Source organism: Arthrospira sp. PCC 9901 (assembly GCF_059013425.1).
The window spans coordinates 4,699,110-4,723,566 of sequence record NZ_CP102296.1 but is presented as its reverse complement, the minus strand read 5'-3'; the positions used below and the strand labels follow the sequence as shown (position 1 = coordinate 4,723,566).

Annotated in this window: 28 protein-coding genes; 17 read left to right on the top strand and 11 right to left on the bottom strand. The window is 44.7% G+C overall.

All coding sequences use genetic code 11. The features are described from left to right. Nucleotides 1-119: 119 nt before the first annotated feature. The 4 genes from NLZ44_RS20905 to NLZ44_RS20890 form a co-directional block, all read right to left on the bottom strand. Nucleotides 120-605 (bottom strand): F0F1 ATP synthase subunit B', encoded by a 486-nt coding sequence (locus NLZ44_RS20905; RefSeq protein WP_006623170.1) that lies wholly within the window; start codon nt 603-605, stop codon nt 120-122. 129 nt (nt 606-734) lie between these two features. After that, nucleotides 735-983 (bottom strand): ATP synthase F0 subunit C, encoded by a 249-nt coding sequence (gene atpE, locus NLZ44_RS20900; RefSeq protein WP_006618460.1) that lies wholly within the window; start codon nt 981-983, stop codon nt 735-737. A gap of 123 nt (nt 984-1,106) precedes the next feature. After that, the gene (gene atpB / locus NLZ44_RS20895) at nt 1,107-1,862 is read right to left on the bottom strand and encodes a F0F1 ATP synthase subunit A (protein ID WP_006618459.1); all 756 of its coding nucleotides are present in this window, start codon (nt 1,860-1,862) and stop codon (nt 1,107-1,109) included. Between the two features lie 58 nt (nt 1,863-1,920). Next, a complete protein-coding gene (locus NLZ44_RS20890) occupies nt 1,921-2,331 on the bottom strand; it encodes an ATP synthase subunit I (RefSeq protein ID WP_493751028.1) in 411 nt (136 codons plus the stop codon). A gap of 824 nt (nt 2,332-3,155) precedes the next feature. Here NLZ44_RS20890 and ltrA point away from each other — a divergent pair. Beyond that, entirely contained in the window at nt 3,156-4,916 is a 1,761-nt protein-coding gene (gene ltrA / locus NLZ44_RS20885; protein WP_493751027.1) for a group II intron reverse transcriptase/maturase, read from the top strand. Between the two features lie 115 nt (nt 4,917-5,031). Here the strand turns inward: ltrA and proS are convergent, their stop codons facing one another. Together proS and NLZ44_RS20875 are read right to left on the bottom strand one after the other, a co-directional pair. Continuing rightward, nucleotides 5,032-6,837: a proline--tRNA ligase gene (proS, locus tag NLZ44_RS20880; RefSeq protein WP_493753043.1), complete on the bottom strand. Its 1,806-nt coding sequence runs from the start codon at nt 6,835-6,837 to the stop codon at nt 5,032-5,034. Between the two features lie 111 nt (nt 6,838-6,948). Then, the gene (locus NLZ44_RS20875) at nt 6,949-8,604 is read right to left on the bottom strand and encodes a phospholipase D-like domain-containing protein (RefSeq protein WP_493751026.1); all 1,656 of its coding nucleotides are present in this window, start codon (nt 8,602-8,604) and stop codon (nt 6,949-6,951) included. 162 nt (nt 8,605-8,766) lie between these two features. Between NLZ44_RS20875 and NLZ44_RS20870 the strand changes: the two genes are divergently transcribed. Next, on the top strand, nt 8,767-9,171 hold the full coding sequence (locus NLZ44_RS20870; protein WP_493751025.1) for a DUF7682 family zinc-binding protein: 405 nt from the start codon (nt 8,767-8,769) through the stop codon (nt 9,169-9,171). Between the two features lie 72 nt (nt 9,172-9,243). Then, nucleotides 9,244-10,413 carry a cysteine desulfurase family protein gene (locus NLZ44_RS20865; RefSeq protein WP_006623175.1) on the top strand — a complete coding sequence of 390 codons (1,170 nt, stop codon included), beginning with the start codon at nt 9,244-9,246 and terminating at the stop codon, nt 10,411-10,413. Between the two features lie 156 nt (nt 10,414-10,569). On the opposite strand, the gene NLZ44_RS20860 is transcribed toward NLZ44_RS20865, so the two are convergent. Together NLZ44_RS20860 and NLZ44_RS20855 are read right to left on the bottom strand one after the other, a co-directional pair. Continuing rightward, nucleotides 10,570-11,706 carry a histidinol-phosphate transaminase gene (locus NLZ44_RS20860; RefSeq protein ID WP_493751024.1) on the bottom strand — a complete coding sequence of 379 codons (1,137 nt, stop codon included), beginning with the start codon at nt 11,704-11,706 and terminating at the stop codon, nt 10,570-10,572. A gap of 144 nt (nt 11,707-11,850) precedes the next feature. After that, nucleotides 11,851-13,548, bottom strand: a complete 1,698-nt coding sequence (locus NLZ44_RS20855; protein ID WP_493751023.1) for an NAD+ synthase — start codon at nt 13,546-13,548, stop codon at nt 11,851-11,853. A gap of 347 nt (nt 13,549-13,895) precedes the next feature. Between NLZ44_RS20855 and NLZ44_RS20850 the strand changes: the two genes are divergently transcribed. From NLZ44_RS20850 to NLZ44_RS20790, 13 genes are all read left to right on the top strand, one after another. Next, a complete protein-coding gene (locus tag NLZ44_RS20850; RefSeq protein ID WP_493751022.1) occupies nt 13,896-14,966 on the top strand; it encodes a hypothetical protein in 1,071 nt (356 codons plus the stop codon). Nucleotides 14,967-15,009: 43 nt separating this feature from the next. Continuing rightward, on the top strand, nt 15,010-15,711 hold the full coding sequence (locus tag NLZ44_RS20845) for a DUF4336 domain-containing protein (RefSeq protein ID WP_493751021.1): 702 nt from the start codon (nt 15,010-15,012) through the stop codon (nt 15,709-15,711). Nucleotides 15,712-15,985: 274 nt separating this feature from the next. Continuing rightward, complete coding sequence (locus tag NLZ44_RS20840; RefSeq protein ID WP_493751020.1) at nt 15,986-16,432, top strand: DUF433 domain-containing protein; 447 nt, start codon at nt 15,986-15,988, stop codon at nt 16,430-16,432. A gap of 155 nt (nt 16,433-16,587) precedes the next feature. Further along, nucleotides 16,588-16,821, top strand: coding sequence for a hypothetical protein (locus tag NLZ44_RS20835; RefSeq protein ID WP_008055509.1), 234 nt, complete (start codon nt 16,588-16,590; stop codon nt 16,819-16,821). Then, nucleotides 16,811-17,200: a type II toxin-antitoxin system VapC family toxin gene (locus NLZ44_RS20830; protein WP_493751019.1), complete on the top strand. Its 390-nt coding sequence runs from the start codon at nt 16,811-16,813 to the stop codon at nt 17,198-17,200. Before NLZ44_RS20835 ends, NLZ44_RS20830 begins: the two co-directional genes overlap by 11 nt. 140 nt (nt 17,201-17,340) lie before the next feature. After that, nucleotides 17,341-17,610 (top strand): hypothetical protein, encoded by a 270-nt coding sequence (locus NLZ44_RS20825; RefSeq protein WP_493751018.1) that lies wholly within the window; start codon nt 17,341-17,343, stop codon nt 17,608-17,610. 66 nt (nt 17,611-17,676) lie between these two features. After that, nucleotides 17,677-17,874, top strand: a complete 198-nt coding sequence (locus NLZ44_RS20820; RefSeq protein WP_252664766.1) for a hypothetical protein — start codon at nt 17,677-17,679, stop codon at nt 17,872-17,874. Beyond that, a complete protein-coding gene (locus NLZ44_RS20815; RefSeq protein ID WP_493751017.1) occupies nt 17,871-18,278 on the top strand; it encodes a type II toxin-antitoxin system VapC family toxin in 408 nt (135 codons plus the stop codon). Before NLZ44_RS20820 ends, NLZ44_RS20815 begins: the two co-directional genes overlap by 4 nt. After that, on the top strand, nt 18,265-19,695 hold the full coding sequence (locus tag NLZ44_RS20810) for an NACHT domain-containing protein (protein WP_493751016.1): 1,431 nt from the start codon (nt 18,265-18,267) through the stop codon (nt 19,693-19,695). The genes NLZ44_RS20815 and NLZ44_RS20810 overlap by 14 nt, the downstream gene beginning before the upstream one ends. A 94-nt stretch (nt 19,696-19,789) precedes the next feature. Then, nucleotides 19,790-19,993, top strand: a complete 204-nt coding sequence (locus tag NLZ44_RS20805; protein WP_493751015.1) for a hypothetical protein — start codon at nt 19,790-19,792, stop codon at nt 19,991-19,993. A 17-nt stretch (nt 19,994-20,010) separates the two neighbouring features. After that, complete coding sequence (locus NLZ44_RS20800) at nt 20,011-20,685, top strand: NACHT domain-containing protein (RefSeq protein ID WP_493751014.1); 675 nt, start codon at nt 20,011-20,013, stop codon at nt 20,683-20,685. Continuing rightward, on the top strand, nt 20,640-20,819 hold the full coding sequence (locus NLZ44_RS20795) for a hypothetical protein (protein WP_493753042.1): 180 nt from the start codon (nt 20,640-20,642) through the stop codon (nt 20,817-20,819). Before NLZ44_RS20800 ends, NLZ44_RS20795 begins: the two co-directional genes overlap by 46 nt. Beyond that, the gene (locus NLZ44_RS20790; RefSeq protein ID WP_493753041.1) at nt 20,761-20,976 is read left to right on the top strand and encodes a hypothetical protein; all 216 of its coding nucleotides are present in this window, start codon (nt 20,761-20,763) and stop codon (nt 20,974-20,976) included. The genes NLZ44_RS20795 and NLZ44_RS20790 overlap by 59 nt, the downstream gene beginning before the upstream one ends. A 145-nt stretch (nt 20,977-21,121) precedes the next feature. Here the strand turns inward: NLZ44_RS20790 and NLZ44_RS20785 are convergent, their stop codons facing one another. Both NLZ44_RS20785 and NLZ44_RS20780 read right to left on the bottom strand, forming a co-directional pair. Further along, a complete protein-coding gene (locus tag NLZ44_RS20785) occupies nt 21,122-21,487 on the bottom strand; it encodes a hypothetical protein (RefSeq protein ID WP_111892899.1) in 366 nt (121 codons plus the stop codon). Between the two features lie 73 nt (nt 21,488-21,560). Beyond that, nucleotides 21,561-21,683, bottom strand: a complete 123-nt coding sequence (locus NLZ44_RS20780) for a Z-ring associated ZapG family protein (protein WP_006623967.1) — start codon at nt 21,681-21,683, stop codon at nt 21,561-21,563. A gap of 134 nt (nt 21,684-21,817) precedes the next feature. On the opposite strand from NLZ44_RS20780, the gene NLZ44_RS20775 reads away from it, so the two are divergent. Continuing rightward, nucleotides 21,818-23,299, top strand: coding sequence for a CIA30 family protein (locus tag NLZ44_RS20775; protein ID WP_493751013.1), 1,482 nt, complete (start codon nt 21,818-21,820; stop codon nt 23,297-23,299). Between the two features lie 104 nt (nt 23,300-23,403). On the opposite strand, the gene NLZ44_RS20770 is transcribed toward NLZ44_RS20775, so the two are convergent. Next, complete coding sequence (locus NLZ44_RS20770) at nt 23,404-24,426, bottom strand: DNA-methyltransferase (protein WP_493751012.1); 1,023 nt, start codon at nt 24,424-24,426, stop codon at nt 23,404-23,406. Between the last annotated feature and the right edge of the window lie 31 nt (nt 24,427-24,457).

Here is a 24,457-nt window from a genome sequence, read left to right as displayed (position 1 = left end):
TCTCATAATTTCATGTGATTGCCCTTTCCTCAACCGCCGCCTGGCTTAATTAGGGATGGTATGTAGGCTTAACTTTTCCCCCATTTCTAGGGGATTGAAAATAATTTTTGAGAGGACAGCTACCCAATCATTCCAGCTCCTAAAAGTTTATCAAGAATCAGGCGACTAATAGAGTCTACCTGTTGTTCCAAACCTTTTCGAGCCTCGATTTTATTTTGTTCAATTTCTTGATAAGCTGCTTCTCTAATTTTCTGAGCTTCTTGTTGAGCCGCTGCCATTTCCCTAGCCGCAATTTTTTGAGCTTCAGCCTGAGCATTAATAATTAGTTGTTGAGACTCTTTACGAGTTTCTGCCAACTCCAGCTCATACTGTTTAGCCAAACTTTCTGCCTTGCTCAAACGTTCTTTAGCACTCAGCTTATTTTGGCGAATGTAGTCAGCCCTAGAATCAATTGCATTTCCCAAGGGCTTGTAAAAAATTTGGTTTAAGATAGCTGCCAGAATTAGAAATTGTACAGCCATCAATGGCAGTGTAGCATCAAAATCAAACAGACTACTCTCCGTAGCTGCCTCTTCTACGGCCAGCAGAATTGTCGAGTGTATCATTTTTTTGAAGGGTGTTAACCAATGGGCTTGCGAACTTTCTTTTTTTTCAGACCACCATAAATGGGTAGATTTCAGATTTGAGACTAGATAAATCCGCCCAAATCCGAAATCTAAGAAATCTGAAAATATCTATACGAAGGGGTTGGCAAACAGCAACACCAGAGCCACTACCAGACCGTAAATAGTCAGTGCTTCCATGAAAGCCAAGCTCAACAGCAGAGTTCCACGAATTTTACCTTCAGCTTCAGGCTGACGCGCAATCCCTTCCACCGCTTGACCAGCAGCTTGACCTTGACCCAGACCAGGTCCAATAGAGCCTATACCTACTGCGAGAGCAGCAGCGATTACGGAGGCTGCAGTAGTTAAATTAGATTCCATAGTTGGTTTTGACCTCAATAAAAAAAGTTGACAAGTGAAATTAAGGGTTGGATTTTTAGCCCCCAAACAATCTTATCAGTTTGTTGGCATTTTAACTGAACAAATTGCTCAAACCGAATCAAATTACTCGTGATGTTCTTCGCCGTGTCCTTCCATGGCTTCCGCGATGTAGTTAGCGGCTAGAGTCGCAAAAATCAGGGCTTGAATTGAACCGAGAAATAGACCCAAAACCATCATCGGGATTGGCACAAATAGCGGCACCAACAGCACCAGAACACCGACTACCAACTCATCGGCCACGACATTCCCAAATAAACGGAAACTGAGGGACAGAGGTTTAGTAAAGTCTTCGAGAATGTTTATCGGTAATAAGATGGGTGTCGGCTGAATATATTTCAGCAGATATCCCAAACCTCTACGGCTAAACCCTGCATAAAAGTAAGCCAGGGATGTTAGCAGTGCTAAGGCTACCGTGGTATTAATGTCATTAGTTGGGGCTGCTAATTCACTGTTAGGGATTTCAAATACCCTCCAGGGAACTAATGCACCAGACCAGTTAGACACAAGGATGAACAAGAATAATGTACCAACAAAAGGTACCCACGGACGATATTCTTTTTCCCCTATCTGATTTTTCACCAGATCGCGAATAAATTCTAGGGCATACTCCATAAAGTTCTGTATACCGCTGGGGATTGTCTGAATATTTCGCGTTGCCGAAATTGATAGTAGCAGGAGTACGCCAATCACGAACCAGGAGGTCATAAATACCTGTCCATGGATTCGCAGATTACCGATATTCCAGTAAAAGTGTTTGCCAACTTCCAATTCCGCAAAGGGAAGTGAACCAAAGGCGTTTACAACATCAAACATTTGCATTTAGGAGAGTTCCCCTATAGGTCAAGGAGTGGAGAATAATTACAACAGTATTTTTACGTCATGGGTTGGGCCTAATCAATATGCGTAACGTATAGACTAGCAGGGCGGCTTTATAGGTGAGAAACCCCAGAAAAATCGGTAAGATTTTCAGTTGATTCAATTGAGTAGCCACAATTATCAAGGCTGCGAACACAGCTAAACGATTTTTGCTTGGGGATAATTTTTGTGTCCCAATTCGTTCCACGTCTTTCCCCAGCATTCTCAGGTAGACGACACTCAACAGGGCTCCCAAGAGGTAATTTAGGGCAATGGTCCAGGGATAGAACCAATAAACGACCAGGAAGACTACTACTGCTAGGACAATAGTAGTGAGCAACAACTCTCGTTGAAGCTGATAATACTCTCCCATAGAGGAGTCTGGCTCCTGGACTGGAGACCCCATCTCTACAATATCCCCGGCATCAGACATAAGTTACAGCGATATGATGGCACGTTTACCCACGGCGTGAACTCCACGAAGCTCTCTAGTGAAGCTTTGTAAGCCAACACAAATAATATCACGGAACGGAAACAATACTTAAAATAAAATTAATTGGTGCGAGACGTTCAGGCACGAAATAGGGTTGCAATACCCGAAATAACCGCCTGGTGGGGATTTCAACCCCTTGGTTGAATATAAGGATAGCACACCTGACCATCCCCATAACTGTTTATATGTCCCAACGTTTGGTATAGAAATATACAAAACAAGGCAGGGAACTCAAGGTCAAAACGCAAAATCAGAAATCTTAATGATTCCTTAACAATTGCGTTAAGAGTGACGGCGATAGCCACCCCCAGATTCAGGACTCACAACCCTGGGACTGAAGCGGGGAACGGAAGGCTCCGAGGTGTAACCTAACACCAGAATCGAGACCACTGCCAACCATCCATGATTAGGGAAACCGAATGTCCGGCCTGAACCATCGTAATTATTTGGCAGCGAAAATAGGTTGACACGCTGCGCTCAAAAGAGCAAGGGGAAAAGTAGGAGGCTCAATTAACTACCTACACAGACCTTTAAAAGTACCCCGGTGGAAAGGACAAGTCTAAAGATGGAATGCCCATATAAACGGAACGTTTTAAGTCCTCAAGTGTTCTGAGGGAATAGGTCGATGAACTCAGTAGCGATAAGTGTAAGCGGATACCTTGAGGATGTGAGATGTGACCAGAAGCCAACGCCCGACTGTAATGGTAGGGATACGCCAACGGGTCACGGTTTGATTGCAAGGATAGAGTCAAGTAGGAGTCAATATGACGAAATCGAGAGAAAGTAAGGGATTCAATAAACCGAGACCTACCAAGACTACGAATGTATGGAGAGGTATCAATTGGGCTAAGGTTCAGCGGTACGTCTTTAAGCTCCAAAAGAGGATATACCAAGCAGCTAAATCGGGACAGCACGCGAAGGCGAGAAGGTTGCAACGTCTACTGGTGAAATCATATTATGCCAGGCTCTTGGCAGTGCGGCGAGTGACCCAAGACAATCAAGGCAAGAAGACGGCTGGAGTCGATGGGGTAAGAATAGTCTCTCCTAGACAAAGGCTTGAACTAGCCGAAAGCATCAAGGGAAACCTCAAAGCAAAACCACTGCGACGGGTGTGGATACCAAAACCTGGCAGGGATGAAAAACGCCCGCTAGGAATACCCACAATCCAAGACAGAGCGAGGCAAGCCTTGGTTAAATCGGCTCTCGAACCTGAATGGGAATCGAGATTTGAAAGCAACAGCTATGGATTCCGACCCGGTCGGTCAGCCCATGACGCAATATCCAGAATCTTTCAAAGTATCAACAAAGGAGGTTATTACATACTGGATGCAGATATAGCTAAATGCTTTGACCGAATAAACCATGACTACCTACTGTCCAAAATTCATTGTCCAAGCAGCCTAAAAAGAGACCTGAAACAATGGCTTAAAGCAGGTGTGCTAGATAACGGCGTATTCGAGGATACAGAAACAGGGACACCACAAGGAGGGGTAATAAGTCCAATACTCGCCAACATCGCACTGGATGGAATGGCTAGGTTAATAGAAACAATGTATCCTAATAGAAAAGGTAAACCTGTTCAGGCAACCTTAATAAGATACGCCGATGACTTTGTGGTGATATCTCCATCACTCGAAATCATTGAACAGTGCAAAACTGCAATCTCCGAATGGTTAAAGCCTGTTGGACTAGAGATAAAACCTGAAAAAACCAGGATATGCCACACACTCAATCCCATTGAGTATAATGGCAAAATGGAGAACCAAGGATTTGACTTTCTAGGATTCAATATAAGGCAATATCCAGCAGGAAAGCACAAAGCGGGTAAGGTGAATGGGAGCAAAAGGAAAAACTTTCTAACCCACATTAAACCCAGTAAAAAAGCAGTTAAAGCCCATACAGAAGTGATAAAGGGTGTAATCAAACAACATAAAACCGCACCCCAATCAGCCCTGATTAGCAAGTTAAACCCGATAATCAGAGGCTGGTCAAACTACTACTCAGGGGTAGTTTCAGCGGAAACCTTCACTAAGCTAGACTACATAGTCTGGCAAATGTTACGGGCATGGACAGTCACAAGATGCGGAAAGGCAAGTTATGAAAAGCTGAGTAATTACTTCAAACCGGGAACGGTCAAACTCAGTAATGGGAAAGAAAGACAGGAATCTTGGATGTTCCAAACTAAAGATGGGTTACATCTATATAAACACAACTGGACACCAATTGTCAGACATACCTTAGTACGCCCGGACGCAACACCATACGACGGAAACTGGACTTACTGGGCAACCAGAAAAGGACAGGCAATCGATACGCCAACAAGGGTAGCCAAACTACTCAAAAAGCAAAAAGGCAGGTGTACCTGGTGTGGGCAATACTTTACCCCATCAGATTTAGTTGAAGTAGACCATATTGTACCTCGAAACCAAGGAGGTAGAGACGAGTACAAGAATCTTCAGCTATTACATCGCCACTGTCACGATGATAAAACCGCTCTTGATGAAGAGAGGTTGCTGTACTCTTAACAGAGAGGCAGTTAGACTAGGAGCCGTATGAGGGGAAACTCTCAAGTACGGTTTTGAATGGGAGGGGATGGAGGCGACTCCATTCTCGACCCCTAATTTCCCTGAGTACAGAAATTTACAGAGATTGGCTAATTTTTTGTTGAAGTAGGGAAACGACTTGTTCTATGGGGACTTCGGAGGATTCATGGTTAGCTCGTTGTACTAACTCAACTTTACCGGATTTGATGGCTCTGCCTGTGACTATGCGATAGGGAATCCCCACTAGGTCAGCATCTTTGAATTTGACGCCGGCTCTTTCGTTGCGGTCATCTAGTAGGGTTTCGACTCCGGCTTGGTTAAGTTGGCTGTAGAGTTGTTGAGCGATCGCCATTTGTTGATTATCGCTGACATTAGGAACTGTAATGATGACGTGATAGGGAGCGATCGCCACTGGCCAGATTATACCGTCTTTGTCATATGACTGTTCTACCGCCGCCTGAGCCAAACGAGACACTCCCACCCCATAGCATCCCATAACCAGGGGTAAATCCTCACCTGTTTCGCTGGTATAGGTAGCTCCCATAGCTTGAGAGTATTTTGTACCGAGTTGGAAGATATGACCTACTTCTATTCCCCTGGCGCTTTCCAAGGTTTGGCTAGGGTCATGGATACTGCGATCGCCTTTTTTAGCCTTCCGCAAATCAGCGACCAAATCGGGGAGTTTAAATTCCTGTCCCCAATTAGCACCAACGACGTGATAACCGGACTGATTAGAACCTGTGACAAAGTTCTGTAAGTCTACAGCAGTGCGATCGACCAATCGCAGGAATTTCGGGGCTATTTGCTTATTATCGCTGATCATGTAGTCATCATCGAGTGAGGGGGCGATATATCCCAAGGGCAAAGGTTTACTCGCCCATTTTTCTTGTGTCTCTGGGTCGGGAACTGTGAGGGATAATAAGGCTTTCCCCCCATAGCGACTAGCAGCATTAGTGAGTTGATTGTGCAACTTCACCTCATTGACATCTTGATCACCGCGAATACTAACCAGGACTAAAACGGTGATTCCGTTATCATAGACTGCCTGATATAGCACATTTTTGACAACTTGGGTGGGGGAACATTTGAGAAACTCACAGAGGGTGGCGATCGTAGGGGTATTAGGGGTTTCTAGTTTTTGGTAGGTAGTAAAACCGGAGGCTACCGCATCAGGGGGTAAAGATACAGCCTTTTCGACATTAGCCGCATATTTTCCGTCAGGGGTGTATAGTACCTCATCTTCCCCAGCATCAGCTAAAACCATAAACTCCTGGGAACCAGACCCACCAATAGCGCCAGAATCAGCTTCTACTGCACAGAAATCTAACCCACAGCGTCGCAAGATATTACGATAGGCGCGATCCATATCTTGATAGGTTTGTTTCAGGCTATCTTCGCTGGTGTGGAATGAGTAGCCATCTTTCATAATAAATTCACGGCCACGCATTAAGCCAAATCGCGGGCGGATCTCGTCTCTAAATTTAGTTTGGATCTGATATAAATGTAGGGGCAGTTGTTGGTAGGAGCGGATCATGTCTCTGGCTACGGCGGTAATTACCTCTTCGTGGGTGGGTCCGAGAGCCAGAGAGCGATCGCGTCTATCTTTCAGGGAAAACATGATACCTTCTGCTTTCGTGTAGGTATCCCAGCGCCCTGACTCTTTCCATAGTTCGGAGGGTTGAACCTGGGGAAGTAGACATTCCTGCGCCCCGGTAGCGTTCATTTCTTCTCTCACAATTTGGGATACTTTCTGTAGCACCCGCCACATTAGGGGTAAATAGGCGTAAACTCCGCTACCGATACGACGGATATAGCCAGCGCGGAGGAGGAGTTTATGGCTAGGGATTTCTGCCTCTGTCGGGTCTTCCCGCAGGGTGACAAAGAGCATTTGGGAAAGTCGCATCGGTTTGGTTTCCAGAGATATTACGCAACTTTCCATTATAGCAGATATATTTATCCCCTGTCAAGCATATTATGAGTAATTCCCCAGGGAGATTAGGTGGGGGTAGTGATTTTACCAGGTTACCAGATTTTCCCATCTTTCGATAGTTTTAGGTCCAATACCAGAAACACGGGTAACATCATCTAAACTGGTAAAAGGCTGCTGACTGCGTGCTTCTATAATTCGCTGCGCCAAACCGGGACCGATACCGGGAAGGCTTTCTAATTCCGGCTGAGATGCGGTATTGATGTTAATAATTTCTCCTGATGGATGAAAGGGTGTTTCAATGACACCGCCACAATTTTGTTTTTCCCGTTCAATTCTACTTAAAAGCCAACCAGGAACGCCCAAACTTGAATTTTGATATAAGCGCTCAAATTCCCGTTGAAAATGAGCGTTAACGGTGGGATTATTAACGACTAATAAGGTCTCATCATTGGAGTGATTAGCGGCTCGACTCCAGTTATGGGAACCGGTAATCACGATTTGATCATCAATGACGGCAAATTTATGATGAAGGCGATCGCCTTCAGCCAAATTCGGAACTCCGACGGTAGAAATAGGTTGTGACCAAGGGTTATTTCCGGGTTGATATCGACAATTATTAGGCAAAGCAATCCCCATCATATCCAGGGCTTCGCTATAGTAACGGTAAGCGAACCCAACCTCAATTAATCCCCGGATTTCGACTCCCCTTTGATGAACTGTTTTTAAGGTATCCGACAATTCCTGAGCCGAGAACACAAATAAAGCAAAATTTATGTCATTTCTAGCTCGTTGTAAGGTTTGAGCAATCAAGCTATTAACGCTATTTTCCCAAGGTTGAGTCGCAGAAATAGGGGCAAACTGAACGGTAACAGTTCCTTGACCGACGGAGACTTTTTTAACTCCCCGATGTGGTTTATTAATCCCAAACAGACTATCATTTTTACCTCCGGGTCTATCTCCCCACATAATTTCAAATTCCCGGGTAAAAATGGCGGCTAACTCCCGGCTATTGATAGACAGCAAATTATTAGGATTACCCCGGCTTTCGGCGGAGTAAAAATCTCCGTGAATATCACTGGTAGTAAAATTCGCAGAGGTGACAATAACTGTATTTTGGTCAACTATGACAAACTTATGGTGCATCAAACCGCTACCCTTCGACCCATCCTCGGTATCATCGATTAAGGGAACATTAGCATTAGCCAGCATAACCAGAGCATCTCTTTGGTTAATTTCTTCAGGTTCAAGGCGACCATTTTGGTTTAAATCCGCCAAGTGCATAAATTCCTGATAACGACCTTTTTCTCTATCGGAAAAGGCGGCAATTTCGGCGGGGGTAAAATCACTAAAGGGGCGACTATAGTCATTTTCAATAATGACGCGCACCCGGACTCCTTTTTGATGTTGATTAACTAAGGCTTGAGCGATTTTGGGTAAACGTAATTCCTGAATGGCGACATCTACACTTTGGGAAGCACTGTTAATAGCATCGATTATAATTTGTTCAAGGTTATCACCGAGTCTAGTTTTGGGGCGATAGGGTTCGGTATAGACGGAAGCCTGGGAATGATTAAAATAAACCCGGATCTGTGGATCTTGAGGTAAGGGGTCAATTAAGGGTTGTACAGAAGCATTATGATTAGACCTGATGCTATGGGAATTGCAAGCACAGGAGTTGAGTATAAATACCAGACTAGCGCCCAGCCCAAATAAGCGGGTGACAGGAAGCAAACGCACCATTGATAGTTAATTGTATGGGTAATTGAGAGTTACCGAATTTTTTAGCACTTTTGTTGTGGTTGTTGGGGGAAAATTAAATTAGCTTAACAACTTGAGACTCGGAAAGTCGCTCTGGTACAATAGTCCAGGGGCTAGGGTTAGTTGCAACCCTCATACTATGCTATGCCAAAGAGAAAAAAGACCTTTCCTTGTGGCCATAAAGGTTATGGCCGTGTTTGTCATCGCTGTGAACAAGTCAAAATAGCCGAGGAACAAGAATATCGGGAGTTAGAAGACAGAAAGAACAAGAAACTGGAGTGGGAGGCTTCATTTGCTGAGGATCTTATTGATTTAAGGGGATTACCGGACTATGTTGTAATTAGGGCGAGGGTTATTATTGATGGACTGACCAGCAACAAAAATTATAGGGAGTTTGGTGGGAAGCGGTTGCGCCATAATCGTTTTGTGATCAGTATTCCTGTAACTCGTAACTATAGGATGTTATGCCAGGATAGTGGCAGTTTTCTGATTCCTCAAAAGGTCCTATCCCATGAGGACTATAACGTTTGTAAACCGGGTAAATTATGACTGCTGTGGGTTTAATGAAGGTTTTTGGTGTGCCTGAGTTCCCTAGTTTGATGATCACTTTGGGTGAGACTAATGCAAATTTATTTAGATTATAGTGCAACTACTCCGACTTGTGCAGAGGCGATCGCTGCTATGCAAGGGGTATTGACGGAAAGTTGGGGTAATCCTTCTAGCTTGCATGAATGGGGTCAGAGGTCGGCTACAGTTGTGGAAGTGGCTAGAACCCAGGTGGCACATTTAATTAATGCGCCGCCTGATGGGATAATTTTCACTTCTGGGGGAACAGAAGCGGATAATTTAGCGATATTTGGGGTGGTCGGTCAATATGATCAGCCTCAACATCTGATTATTTCTAGTGTGGAACATTCGGCGATCGCTGAACCGGTAGGACTATTGGAAAAACGGGGCTGGTCGGTGACTCGTTTACCTGTCGATCGCCAAGGTCGCATTCATCCCCTGGATTTAAAAACGGCTTTACAACCTAATACGGTTTTGGTGTCGGTGATTTATGGTCAGAGTGAGGTGGGAACTTTACAGCCCATTGAAACTTTGGGGAAAATAGCCCGATCCCATGGGGTTTTGTTCCATACTGATGCGGTCCAGGTGGCGGGAAGATTGCCCATTGATGTGGAAAATTTGCCTGTGGATATGCTATCGCTATCTAGCCATAAAATTTATGGTCCCCAAGGTGTGGGGGCTTTGTATGTGCGTCCGGGGGTGGAGTTGATACCACTTATGGGCGGCGGCGGTCAGGAGTTTAAATTGCGATCGGGAACTCAGGCGGTCCCGGCTATTGCTGGGTTTGGGGTGGCTGCGGAATTGGCGGCGCAGGAACTTTTATGGGAAACTCCCCGATTGATTAAATTGCGCGATCGCTTGTTTGATTTGCTGGCGGATATTCCCTATTTAGTCCCTACTGGCGATCGCTTACACCGACTACCCCACCATGTTAGTTTCTGTGTGGTTCCCCCGGCTGAGGTGACTGGAATTACTGGGAAAACTCTAGTCCGACATCTCAATTTGGCGGGAATTGGTATTAGCGCCGGTTCTGCTTGTCATAGTGGTAAACTTAGCCCTAGTCCGGTTTTGCTGGCTATGGGATATAGCGATCGTGAGGGCTTGGGGAGTATTCGTCTAACTTTGGGACGACAAACTACCGAGGCTGATATCGAGTGGACGGCGATCGCCGTTAAACAAATTTTAGATCGTCTGATTTCTAAACCTCTAGCGATCGCTTTTTAACTCACTCACTCACAGCGCTATCTGAATCAACCCGCCCCACCCAGTCATTAATTATTAATTATCGGGGCGGGTTCTGCTGTCAATTCAATTCCCCAGGACTATTTGAATCAACCCGCCCCACCCAGTCATTAATTATTAATTATTAATTATTAATTATTAATTGTCGGTTAAGGAAAATAGACGATCGCCTGTGCGTTGATTTTCCGCCGGAGTTCCTATGGTAATTCTTAAACCACCTCCTGTATGGCGAATTAAAGAACCCTGAGATTTCATAGCCTGTACTATTTGATTTAATCGCTGATCAGAATTATTAGACTTGAGACGACCATAGATAAAATTACCATGACTCGGCCAAAATTTGAACAGAGGATGATTAGCCAACCGCGTCCAGAGGCGATCGCGTTCCCTAATAATTTCCGGGATGACCTGTTGTAATTCTTCCCGGTGAGTTAAGGCTAACAAAGCTGCTTCTTGGGAGAAACTAGGGAGGTTATAGGGAAGGCGCACCTTTTCTAAGATAGTAGTCAATTCCGGGGAAGTTATAGCATAGCCAACCCGCAAAGAAGCCAAACGAAAAGCCTTAGAAAAAGTCCGTAAAATCACCCAATTAGGATGTTGGGTAATTTCTCCCGCTACTGTGGTTTGACTAAACTCAAAATAAGCCTCATCAATGACTACTAAGATATGTTGGGGAAGACTCCGCAACCAGTCTAATTCTGCCTCGGTTAAAGCATTAGCGGTGGGGGAGTTGGGATGCACCACAAACACTACTTTAATGGGGGGGTTTTGCTGGTCGATAATAGCCTGTTTGGCGGCGATTAAATCTATTTCAAAATTCGCCTCAGACCGATTAACTGTGACTACCGGAACCCCTAAAGTTTGGGCGAGAATAGCATACATGGAGAATGTAGGGTTGGCTACTAAAATCGACCCGGAACCATTTAAGCAGGTGGCAATTAACAGAGAACGGATCAACTCATCAGAACCGTTCCCTACAGACACATAATCAGCCGTTATCGGGGTGGAAACCTCGGAAATAGCAGAATTAACATAATTAGCGATCGCCTTTTTAACAGGCTCGTGGCTGCCGTCTGGATAACGATTGGTTTCAATATCCCGTTGATAGATACTCGCCAATTTCTGTTTAAACTCCCCTGGTAGGTCATAGGGGGACTCGTTAGTATCCAGGCGATCTATAATTAGATCAGACTTAACCGCACTACCAGAGTCTCCACCTGGGTGCGGGGTGTAGGCTTCAAATTGATTCAGATCTTCGCGAATAAATGGCAACATATATATAGAGTGATTTGAGAAACTATTACTCAACCCAAGCAACTAGAGGTTTAATCAATGGTTGAAAAACAGATTTTGATGCTGGTGGGTGACTTTGTAGAGGACTGAGTTTGTGAAACTACTGGGAACACAAATTATCCATTCTTAGATATCTTTCCCCCTGGCAATAGGCATTCGCCAACCTGTCCCAAAAGCGCGATCGCTAATTTTTAACCCAGGGGGTGCTTGGCGGCGTTTAAATTCTGCGCCCATAACCAATTTTACCATACGTTCCACAGTTTGGCAATCATGTCCGGCTGCAATAATTGTGGCAACAGATTCATGTTTTTCGATGAGCCGATAGAGAATATCATCTAAGATATGATAGGGGGGGAGAGAATCACTATCAAATTGACCGGGTTTTAATTCCGCACTGGCGGGTTTAATCAGGACATTATTAGGGATAATTTCTCGACCTCGGCTTTCATTTAACCATTTGCAAATTGAGTAAACACGGGTTTTCGGCACATCCGCAATTACCGCTAAACCACCATTCATGTCACCATAAAGGGTACAGTATCCGACGGCGATTTCTGACTTGTTACCTGTGGAGAGTAACAGATGACCGAATTTGTTGGAAATTGCCATTAATAAAGTTCCCCTAATTCGGGATTGCATATTTTCTTCAGTAATACCAAATTGAGTCCCGGCGAACAAGTCATATAGGGTGGTTTCAAAGGCATTCATAACCGACTCAATTGGCAGTTTTTGGGTGGAAATTCCCAGGTTGTTAGCTAAACTCAAAGCATCCTCAACGGAATGTTCGGAACTGTAGGGAGATGGCATCAAAACCCCTAAAACTTGCTGACTTCCTAGGGCTTCGGTAGCAATAGCAGCCACCAAGGAAGAATCAATCCCCCCACTTAACCCAATTACCACCTTAGAAAAACCACATTTTCGGGTATAGTCTCTCACGCCCAAAACCAAAGCTTGCCATATTTCCTCATCTTCATTGAGCAATTGTGTATCGTCAATATTGACGGATTCACCGACAAAGGTAGAACTGTTTGAATCCCATCTAATTATTTGTAAATCTGTCTGAAAAGCGGCTAAACTTTTAACTACTTCTCCCGCACCATTAATCACTAGGCTGGAGCCATCAAAAATCAGGTCATCATTAGCGCCGACTTGATTCGTATAAATAATGGGAATTCCGTGGTGGCGGGCGCTGTGAGTTAGCATGGCTTTTCGTAATTGTTGTTTCCCGGCGCAATAGGGGGAACCGGACAAATTTACTACCCAATCAACATGGCGATCGCTTAAATCTTTCATGGGGTCACAGGGATAGTTACGGTGTCCCCAAAAGTCCTCATCATTCCACAGGTCTTCGCAAATAGTCACCCCAATTTTTACTATCTCCTCGGAGCGAGGTTTTTTGAGGATTAAAACATCACTAGCTGGGGCGGGTTCAAAATAGCGATGTTCATCAAAGACATCATAGGTGGGGAGTAGACGTTTATGGAACACCTGTTTAATCTCACCACCCATTAATAATGCTGCTGTATTAAATAGGGGTTTTCCTCCCAATTCGCTGGCGCGAGGATTGGGGAAAACTGTACCTACTAAAACGGCTAATTCTACGGGTAGTTGTTGGGCGAGTTTTTTGAGTTGTTGTTGGGCGGCATTAATAAAACTGGGGCGGATTAATAAGTCTCGCGGGGGATAGCCAATTAGGGCTAATTCGGGGGTTATGAGTAAACTAGCATCATCGTTAATAGCGGACTGGGCGGCTTCCAAAATTAGTTGAGCATTACCTGTTAAATCACCGACTGTGGGGTTAATTTGAGCGATCGCAATTTTCATGATTTCAATACTACCATTTAGGATTTTTGATAAATATTACCAGATAGGACTTGCCAATTTACCTAATCTGGGGAGATGGTGGTTGGGTAATCTTCAATAACTCAACTCATGGTTATGTTTCCTGGGTGGAAATATCCGGCTTAAATCTTAGCAGCCATAGTCGGGTTCACTAAGGGTTGCTAAATCGGGTTTAGGTCAATATTTCTGCTGAGTTTAACTTAATTTCTCAGTGTTGACTATTGCCAATCACCATGGTATCATAAATATTAGAAACCGTTAAACTCCTAAATCACAAAGGGAGCGGCGATCGCGATCGCTCATGAACGGACAAAAACCTGCTTAGAATCATGACAGTAGCAATGGCTGTAGCGCGAGATATCCTCAAATTAACCATTGGTGGGGGGTGCGTCCTGGGTAGCTTGGCGTTCCCCTCCCTAGTCGCGACAGAAGGGATGGTCTGGGGAAACATCTTAGCCACGGCGTTAGGGAATGTGGCGGCGGGGAATACGGCTAATGCGATCGATGCTTTAATCGATGCACGAGAGGGGGGAGTTTCCCTAGAAAATCAGGATTTAACCAAAGCAGTCGGAAAAGCGATCGCTGCCGTCATCACCCTCGCCGCTAAACAACAGCGCGGCAAAACCCGTCAACATCTGGAAAAAATTGCTGCCCAAGCCAAGGATAACTGGGTTGCGATCGCCCAACAGGAACTCACCCAGCAACGTTACCCCGAACTACGAGAAGCCCAACTCGACCAATTCCTCACCCCCCAAGAATACCAACTCACCCAACAAGGCAACCTCACCGCTACAGAATGGGGTGATATCTTCATCCGCCTCAACATGGCAGCCTGTAAAGGGGGTGGCTTTCCCATTCCCCCAGAGGTGCGTCAACAAGTCGCCGAATTACTCCATACCACCTTCCCCAAAGCCTTGCGAGAAACCCTCAAAGAAGACTTTGCCAAGGATGGGAAAGCCTTTGCGGGGTTAACCTTGCAGTTACTCACGGGAATGCAGGCACAACTGAGGCAACTGCAAGCGAATCAAGGGGGGGTGAATGTTGAGGAGTTCAGCCAAATCCTGCAACAGTTTCAGGAATTGGAAACCCAGTTACGGGGAAGTGTTAGCCAGCAGCAGGCGTTTTTTCGGGAGGTGTCCCGTGGGATTGAGTCGGGTTTTGCGGAAGTCTGTCAACGGTTGGGGGTGATGGAAACCACCATCAGCGAATTGTTACAAACCCTAGAGGAACGCCTAGAGGAGTTGCGCCAAGAAGTGACGGAATTTCGTCAAGAGGTGCGGCAGGGGTTGGAGGCGCTGCACAATCAACCGGGGGGGCGATCGTTATCTAAACAGGAGTATCGCGATCGTCAAAATATATTGACTCAGATGCGATCGACAAAGTTGTTTTTAAAACCATAAGCTCCTACAATTAAACCTAGCCATCCAACTACTCACCAAAACCATGCTAAAAGAAGTTGATATAGATGTTTGGGTTGCAGAACAGCCCTTCCGATATTTGGGACTCAGTGTCGGAAACAGGATGACGGTTATTCGATTGGCTAATCAAGAATTAGCCGTGATTTCTCCAATTCAATCTAGCGGCAGACTTGTCAGCCAGCTAGGTGAACTGGGAGTTGTCAAGTATATTATTGCCCCTAACCTTTATCATTATTTATTTGCAGCTAATTTCAAATCTATTTATCCCCAGGCAACCTTTTGGGCTGCCCCTGGTTTAACCATTAAAAAACCAGATTTACCGATTGACCAGACCATCAGGGGCGATCGAGGTGAGTTATTACCTGGATTATACTTTGTATTATTCGATGGTTTAAGAGTTTTGGGCTTAACGGGAATTGATTCACTTAATGAATGTGTGTTTTTTCATTCTGCCAGTCGCACTCTGATTTTGACAGATACAGCATTTAACTTTGATGAAACCTTTCCAATTATGACACAACTTTCAGCTAGAGTGCTTGGAGGATATAAACAATTAAGTCTATCAATCCTGGAACGGATTGCCACAAATGAAAAAGAGCGAGTTAGACAATCGTTTGAACAAGTAATGTTATGGGATTTCGAGCGAGTTATTATGGCTCATGGAAGTATAATTGAGCGATATGGCAAAGAAAAATTCAAGAAAGGGTATGAATCTTTTTTGCGTTGAATCTAGCGTTTACCTTATCCTATATTCCACCACTATAAAACCTGATTTTTACTCCCTAAATAAATGCACCGATAGCCTCTTGCAAGAACACTTCGCCAACCTAGAAATCCAGAAAGAGTGAAGCCACATCAAAGAAAACCCTTTCTCAAACAATACCTTCGCCAAAATTAGGGAATCAGGGCCACAAAAACGGTTCAACCCCTTCATTGACAAGGGTTTCAGGGTTTTAAGCTCGCATGACCTGAAACCCCCTCTATGCAAGCGTTTCAGAAAAATGGCGAAGGTATTGTCAAAGAAACCCGGTTTCTGGCAACTTGGCTATAATAGTCCTAGCCCCCTAGTATCAACCCATATCCCCCTCCTCAATATGACATTCACCACCGATACTCCGGTAACTTGGCAATACCTAGACATTGATGCTCAAAATCAGGCAATAATTGCCAATAGTCGCGTTTCAGTTGCCCAACTGATTCAAGAAAAACACGCCCACGGATGGAGTCCAGAAGAACTGCACTTTCAACACCCAGAAATTTCCCTAGCTGCCATTTATTCTGCCCTCAGTTATTACTACACCTATCAACCCCAGATTGATGCTCAAATTGCTCAAGAACAGGAAGAAATCCAGAACCTGCAAGCTGATTTAATTACAATGGGAGTCGGTCATCATACTGCCGATTTTAAACAAAGGCTTCAGCAAAAGAGGAAAAGCTATGAACTTTGAGTATCTGAGAAACCGGGTTTCTGCAATAGTTTCAGGGACAAACCAGAGTTTTGATAGAAACCCGGTTTCTGAGTCCCCACTTTCAAGCGAATCAACCCGGTTGAGCCAATAGAAAGGATAATCAAAACATCACCTGAAAACTGAATTAAAAACCGATGTCTAATTACCAAGAAATTCTGCATCAGGCTCAAACTCTAACCTCAGATGAGCAAAAACTTCTGTTAAAAGAACTAGCTACCCTAGTTTCTCAGGGTGAACCCTCTCAAGAGGTGCAAAATACGACCGAATCACCCCGACTCAACTTGAATCGATGGCGTGGGTTTCTACCCAAGCGCGTCGATGCTCTGAAATTTCAATTAAAAATTCGACAAGAATGGGATGCCGAATAAATACCTTCTCGATACTAACATCCTGATTTATTATTTTAATAATCAGCCCGAAGTTCAGGATGTATTTGAGGAAATTGACAGCCGACAAGCAGAGGGATTTTACTGTCCAATTACTTGGGTTGAATTGCTTTGTTACCCGGGTCTAACCGAAGAGCAAGCCAATGAAATGCGAGAGTTTTTAAGGCTAATTAACTGCGTATCTTTGACGGAAGCGGTTTTAGATACTGCGGCGATAATTAGACGAAATTATCGCTTAAAACTGGCTGATGGTATCATTGCCGCTTGTGCTTTTGTCACCGGATGTATTTTGGTCACTCGCAACGTTGATGATTTTAAGCGCATTGACGGGTTAAGTTTATGGAATCCATTTGATAAGTGATGTCTTCCAGAAACCCGGTTTCTGGAAATTTGGCTACAATAGTAGTCACCCCCTTAGCCCATCCTCAACTTAAATCAGTTTAAGGAGAAGTTGGCGTAAATCAGGTACAATTAGACATCAATCACCAATCAGAGGGATTCATGCTGAACATACAACTAGACCCCGAAACCGAAGCCCGTTTAGTGGAAATTTTAGCCCAGGAAAAAACGACCAGCGATGAATTGATTAAACGGTTGGTTAAAGAACGCTGGTTGAGTTTACAACCCCGCAAGACTATTGTCGAAAGACGTGGGGGACATCCTGAACATCTGTTAGAAGATGCGCCGCCTGATTTGTCGGAAAGGGCTAATCGCAAAAAGGCGATCGCTGATTATTTGCAAAAGAAACATCCTCAATACGATTTGCCATGACCTAATATCCTGTGATTATTGGATATAAACGAGTGAAGTTAGCCGTAAAAACTGAAGGGAAAAATCATGCCCATTATTAGAATTTCTAAGCAATATTTAATTGACCAAAATGAGGAATTTATTACCGTGGATGTGCCTGTTTCAGTGGTAGCCCTCTGGCAACGGGATTATGCCAAGGTTGCCAAAGCCAAGGGATTGCTAAAAGATAAGCGAGATAAAATGCGGGCTCATCTCGACACAATGCGTCAAGAGTGGGAGCGGTGAAATATCTCTACGACACCAACATCTTTATTGACTACTTGGCTGAAGAACCAGCAATATTGCCATTTTTCTCAGAATCATTTCTCAGCAAAAATGAAGTGATTATTTCCTGCATTGTGCGAATTGAGTTGCTGAGTTTCCCAGAATTATCAAATGAAGAAGAAACGGTCATTACTGATTTGTTGATGCAATTTGAACAAGTCCCCCTACTGCCCCAAATTGAAGATCGCACCATTCAATTACGGCGACATCACCGCCTCAAACTTCCCGATGCCCTGATTGCGGCAACTGCATTGCACTGCTCTGCTTGTGTGATGACTAGAAATGTGGATGATTTCAAGCGCGTGCCTGATTTAACACTGTGCAATCCCTTTGAAGGTTTGAAGGAGGGTAATGATACGGATTAACTATTCCCCACCCAACTGCACCGCCAAATCACAGCGCCGCAAAACCCGCCAATATCTGGAAAAAATCGCCGCCCAAGCCAAGGACAACTGGGTAAAAATCGCCCAACAGGAACTCACCCAGCAACGTTACCCCGAACTACGAGAAGCCAAACTCGACCAATTCCTCACCCCGGAAGAATACCAACTCACCCAACAAGGCAATCTCACCGCTACCGAATGGGGGGATATTTTTATCCGCCTCAACATGGCAGCTTGTAAAGGGGGTGGCTTTCCCATTCCCTCGGAGGTGCGTCAACAAGTCGCGGATTTACTCCATACCACCTTCCCCAAAGCCTTGCGAGAAACCCTCAAGGAAGACTTTGCCAAGGATGGGAAAGCTTTTGCGGGGTTAACCTTGCAGTTACTCACGGGAATGCAGGCACAACTGAGGCAACTGCAAGCCAATCAAGAGGGGGTCAATGTTGAGGAGTTCAGCCAAATCCTGCAACAGTTTCAGGAATTGGAAACCCAGTTACGGGGAAGCATCACCCAGCAACAGGCATTTTTTACCGATATTTCCGGCAGGATTGATTCCGGTTTTGCAGAAGTCTGTCAACGGTTGGGGGTGATGGAAACCCAGATTAATCAGTTGTTGCAAGGACTGGAAAGAACCCTAGAAAGTTTGGTGGCAGAAATGCGATCGCATTTTGATGCCGCTAACCCCCATCTTTCCTTAGCAGAATGGCGACCCATTGCCGAGTTAATGCTGGCTAACCGACAGGCATTAACCGCTAATCCGGCATTTAAGCGGGTGGATGTCTATGTGCCGTTGGCATTGGTTGAGCGTCGCCAAACTAAGGAATGGAAACCGGGGCAAAGTCTGGAAAAGCCAGAGCCAGAGCGGGAAGAAGAGAGAATGACTCCCATCGCCGAGGATGAGTTTTTTAATCAGGTTTTGCGACAGGGGAAAAGTCCCCAAAGTCAGGGGCGACGGATTGCGGTGATTGGGGAACCGGGGTCAGGAAAAACGACGCGATTACAAGCGATCGCCGATTGGATATTGGCAGAACATCTCGGCATCCCGATTTGGATTGAGTTAGCACAATTTACCGAACCGACTCTGGTGGATTATCTGCAAGAAAAATGGTTGAAATTGGCGGGAGTTGAAGGGGCGATCGCCTCTCTCCAAAACCATAAAGAGCAGCTTTGGTTCTTGATGGATGGTTTGGATGAAATGGTAGCCCGGATTGAACGGCCCCAGGTGTCTCAGTTATTAACCGGGTGGGTGGGATTAGGACGGGCGATTATTACCTGTCGGGTGAATGTCTGGGAAGCGGATCGAAATGCCTTTTCCGGGTTTGATGTGTATCGGAATTTACCCTTTGAGGCAGATCAGATGGAAACCTTTATCCGGCGATTTTTTGCCCAGAGTGATTAAAATAAGAAAAACCCAACCTTTTACCCTGATGCTAGTTCATCCTTCTCTCCCTCCCCTTCATCATCTCCCTGATTCGTTACCCCTGGATGGGGCCGTGCGAATTGAGTTAGAATCCGGTGTCCCTATTTTTCGGGCATCGGCAACCGTGCAGAATCGGATTCTCATGTTGTTGGAAAAACAGCAACTTGAAGCCTTAACTGAGTTAGAAGAAGAGGAGTTAGATGCCTACGAGGAAATTGATGATTATCTAAGTTTTGTTAATCGCACGATTCGGAATATAACAGTCATTATCCCCTAATCTCAAACAAGAATGCTATGACAAACCCAACCCCAAATCCTGCCGATGCTCTAATTGCCGCCCTCCATGAACCGGGACGGGAACACCTCCTTGATTTAGTCCGAAACCCCTTGCGTTTGACCTTGCTCTGCATGACTTGGGATGGGTCATCGTTGCCGGAAACTCAGGCGGAGTTATATGAGCGTTACCTGCGAAAAATTTATGAGTGGAATCAGAATTTCTATGACTTGGAAAAGTATGCCGAACGTTGTGGCACGAATACCACGAAATTAAAGCATAATTTGAATCGTAAATTGGGGGAACTGGCAAAGGCGGCGCTGAATTTGCCCCAGGAGCGATTTCGGTTATCACAGGCTTTGGTGGAACAGCATCTAGGGGAGGAATCGGATCGGACTTCCTTGGGTTATTTGGCATTGCGGTTGGGCTGGTTAAATCGGGTGGGCAAAGATGGGCGCGGCGATAGTATTTTTGCGTTTTATCATGCCACCTTTCAGGAGTATTTTGCAGCGTTGGCGGTGGAGGATTGGGATTATTTTCTGCCTCGGAATCATGTTAATTCTCCGGTGGCGGGGAAAGAGTATCGGATTTTTGAGAAGCAGTGGAAGCAGGTGATTTTGTGTTGGTTGGGGCGGGATGATGTTGGGAAATCCTCACCACACCTGAACAATATGCAGGAGTCGTCACCGCCTTAAAAGACTGCCTCAGCGATGAAGTTCGCCAAAACAACTTTGACCTATTCAAGGCATCCTACAACGTCATCTGGGACTGTGCCGAAAACCTCCCCTATCCCGAATTTTATCAAGCATGGCACAATCCAAGGCTTTGATATGGCGGTACTCAATAAACTCGCCCGCTTTAGCCATCCCCCCATGGCGGTGATTGTCCCCCAACGCCTCCCGGAGTGCCGATTACCGCAATTCCTAGAAAGCGACCCGGATTTGATTGCCCATCTCCTCCAGTGGTTGCAAAACTTGGCACGATGAACGGGTGAAATTAGCATTCAATCCCTGAGCATCGGACATGGCTCTGCTATAACCCGGTTTCGGGAAACTGGGCTATAATTGCTGTTGTTGGTGACACCCAAATGCCATGGAAGCCACCCCTAAGCTACTACCATATTGATGAGGCTTAGGTGTTCGGTTGTAGGGTATTTTTGCCCAGGGAAATCACTAATTGAATTAGGCGAGATATATGGGTGGGTTTAGCGATCGCCCAAATATTAATGCTCACACAAACCGCGGCCAAAAATAACAGAATAAATGTGGGAGCCATCACCACACCGATCGCAAACCAAGTCCAAACATGAGCCACTAGAACCCCAGCATATAAACTCGCAAATCCCACCATCAATAACATTTGCTGCTGAGAACGTCCCACCGCTGTAAAAATCATCGTTTGCAGAGTAGCGATTAAATTCATGGGGACTAAGAAGGCGCAAATCATCCCACAATTAGCGCGGGAAAATTCGGCGACACTATTTACATCTAAAATCATGGTAATTTATAATGGTAGAACTTCCTAAAGTGTAGCTGAGTTTTCCCAGGAAATACTGAATCTTTGCCAAAATTTAATCATCTTTTTTCCGCAGGGCTGTTGTCCAAAAATTGGTGAACATCATCAGCATCGCACCTAAAAAAATTATGCCAGCTAATCCCGCTGCGATCGCAGTTTCCCAATCAATGTTTTCCATAGAATGAATATCATGCTATCCGTCTAACCCACACCTTAGCACAAATACCCACCGCCAGAGAACGGGTAATCACCGACCCCCTAGATTCTGTAACATATCTTAATATAGTAAACAGCAACACCTGAAGGACAGACATGGCTACAGAAAATCAAAAAGCACCTTGGGACATCAGTCGGTTTGTGAAAACCCTCAACTATTTTGGCGTAATTCCGTTTCTAGGTAGTTGTCCGTGGCTACAGAAGCTATTTGGGGGGGAAGCCAAGCCACCCAGTCCCCCCTCTGAAGTCGTCCTAGTCGTCGGTGCGACCGGGGGAGTAGGTAAGCGGGTGGTTAAACGCCTCCAGCAACAGGGTATCAAAGTAAGGGCCTTGGTTCGAGACCGGAAACGGGGACTAGAAATGCTGGGAAATAAGGTTGATATCATGGAGGCTGATTTAACCATCCCCGAAACCCTTACCCCCCAAGTAATGCAGGACGTGACCGCAATTATTTGTTGTTCAGGAACCCGAGTCCAACCCGTAGAAGGGGATACCCCCACCCGCGAAAAATACTATCAAGGGGTTAAATTTTATATGCCGGAGGTGGTTGATATTCCCGAATTGGTGGAATATAAAGGCATTCAAAATCTGATTAATGCTACCCCTAATACCTTGCGAAATTCCGGTCAAAAAATTCTGTTTGATTTTACCAAGCCAGACGCTGAACTAAAGGCGACTTGGGGGGCTTTAGATGATGTGGTGATGGGGGGAATTAGTGAAAGTTCCCTGCGACTAATTGGGGATGCTGCTTTATTTACGGGCAATGTTTCGACGGCTAATTCTGGGGGGTTTGTCTCTGTCAGAACTCGGAATTTTGAACCGCCTTTAGATTTATCGGAGTTTGCGGGAATTGAACTGCGGGTGAAAGGAGATGGCAAGCGTTATAAGTTTATTGCCCGCTGTGATGAAAAGTGGGATAGTATTGGTTATTGCTATTCCTTTGATACGGTTTATAATATTCCCATGACTATCAGGATTCCTTTTGAACAATTGATTCCTGTGTTTCGTGCCAAAACCCTTAAAGATAATCCCGGGTTTAACTCAAAATCGGTCTATGCGTTTCAATTGATGCTGAGTAAGTTTGAATATGATGGGGAGTTAAACCCTAAGTTTGAACCGGGTATTTTTCAACTGCAAATTGAATCGATTAAAGCCTACGGGACGGCGGCTAAACCTCGCCTGGTGATGGTGAGTTCTGCGGGTGTGACTCGTCCGGGAAAACCAGGATTAAATTTAGACGAAGAACCTCCGGCGGTGCGAATGAATGACCAATTGGGAGGTATTTTAACCTGGAAATTGCGAGGGGAAAATGTAGTGCGATCGAGTAATATTCCCTATACGATTATTCGCCCCTGTGCTATGACGGAAGAACCTGGCGGCGAGGCTTTGATGTTCGACCAAGGAGATACTATTAAGGGGAAAGTCAGTCGAGAGGATATTGCGGAACTCTGTATTAAGGCATTAAATCAACCATCTGCTACTAATGTTACTGTGGAGGTGAAGGCTTTGGCTAATGGCGATCGCTCTCCCCACTCGGCACCGGAATCGGGGTTATTTGCGACTCTCCAACCTGATTAAAGATTACCTTACTTAAAGTAGTGAAAGCGGGCGATAATGCCCGCTATTTTATGAGTTAATCGGGTCAATCCTATATATACTGATATATGATGGGTAAACTGATATTAAAAAAGCTGTAATTGCCGGGAATGAGGAAGAAGGGGGACTGATTCACCTAACATAACTTTTTGATGCAGTAAACTTAAATCCTGCTGATTAATCTTGTCTTCCATAAAGCGTAACGAAGAAGTCGCCACATATTCTAAATCTGTCTCAAAAGCCAACCAATGGCGGCATTCCTGTTCAGCCACAAATCCCGTGGTATTAGAACCAGAAAATATATCAACGACTATATCTCCGGGGTCTGTTAAAAGTTGAATAAAAAACTTAGGCAGTTGACTGGGAAAACGTGCAGGATGAGCTTTTAATCCCAAGGCTTTACATCCCCTGAGATATTGGCTATTGGAATCTGTATTAGGAATTTGCAAGAGATTACAAGGAATTGCACCGCCGTTATTTTTAGCAAAGGATTTGCTAATATCATGTCCAGATGGGCGCTTTTTGGCATTATAAAACTTGTCAGGATCAGCCAGCAGTTTTTGCATTCTGGGGCTATAATCAGTCAATACTTTAGTTACATCGGATTTGGGAAATTCCGACTTACTAAACCACCAAACTGTATTGATTGAATCTTTGACCCTAATCTTGCGTTTGTTAACCCATTCTATAGGACTTGGTAACTTGGAAGGATTAAACCAATAAAAATCTTCAGCCAGGAAAAAACCAATGCGATCGCAAAAATAAATAGGAACCCTAAAATTATACAAACTTCTAACAGGTTTTCCCTTTTCATAAGCACCACCTAAATCTAAAACAAAGCTGCCATCATCTTTCAACTTTTGATAGACAACTCTGGCAAATTGGGCTAACCATTCAATATATTCGCTCTGGGTTTTATTTCCATATTCTTTTTGTCTTTGTAGTGCAAAAGGTGGACTGCTTAAGACTAGGTTAATGCTCTGATCAGGAAGCTGATTTAACAATTGCAAAGAATCCCCACAGAATGCAGCCCCAAGACCAGTATAATAACTGGGTTTGCTATTGATTTTTGTGAGATCTAGTGGAAATTTAATCTGTTCTGTGGTCATGATTTATTAATTATGCTACTTATAGTCTGTA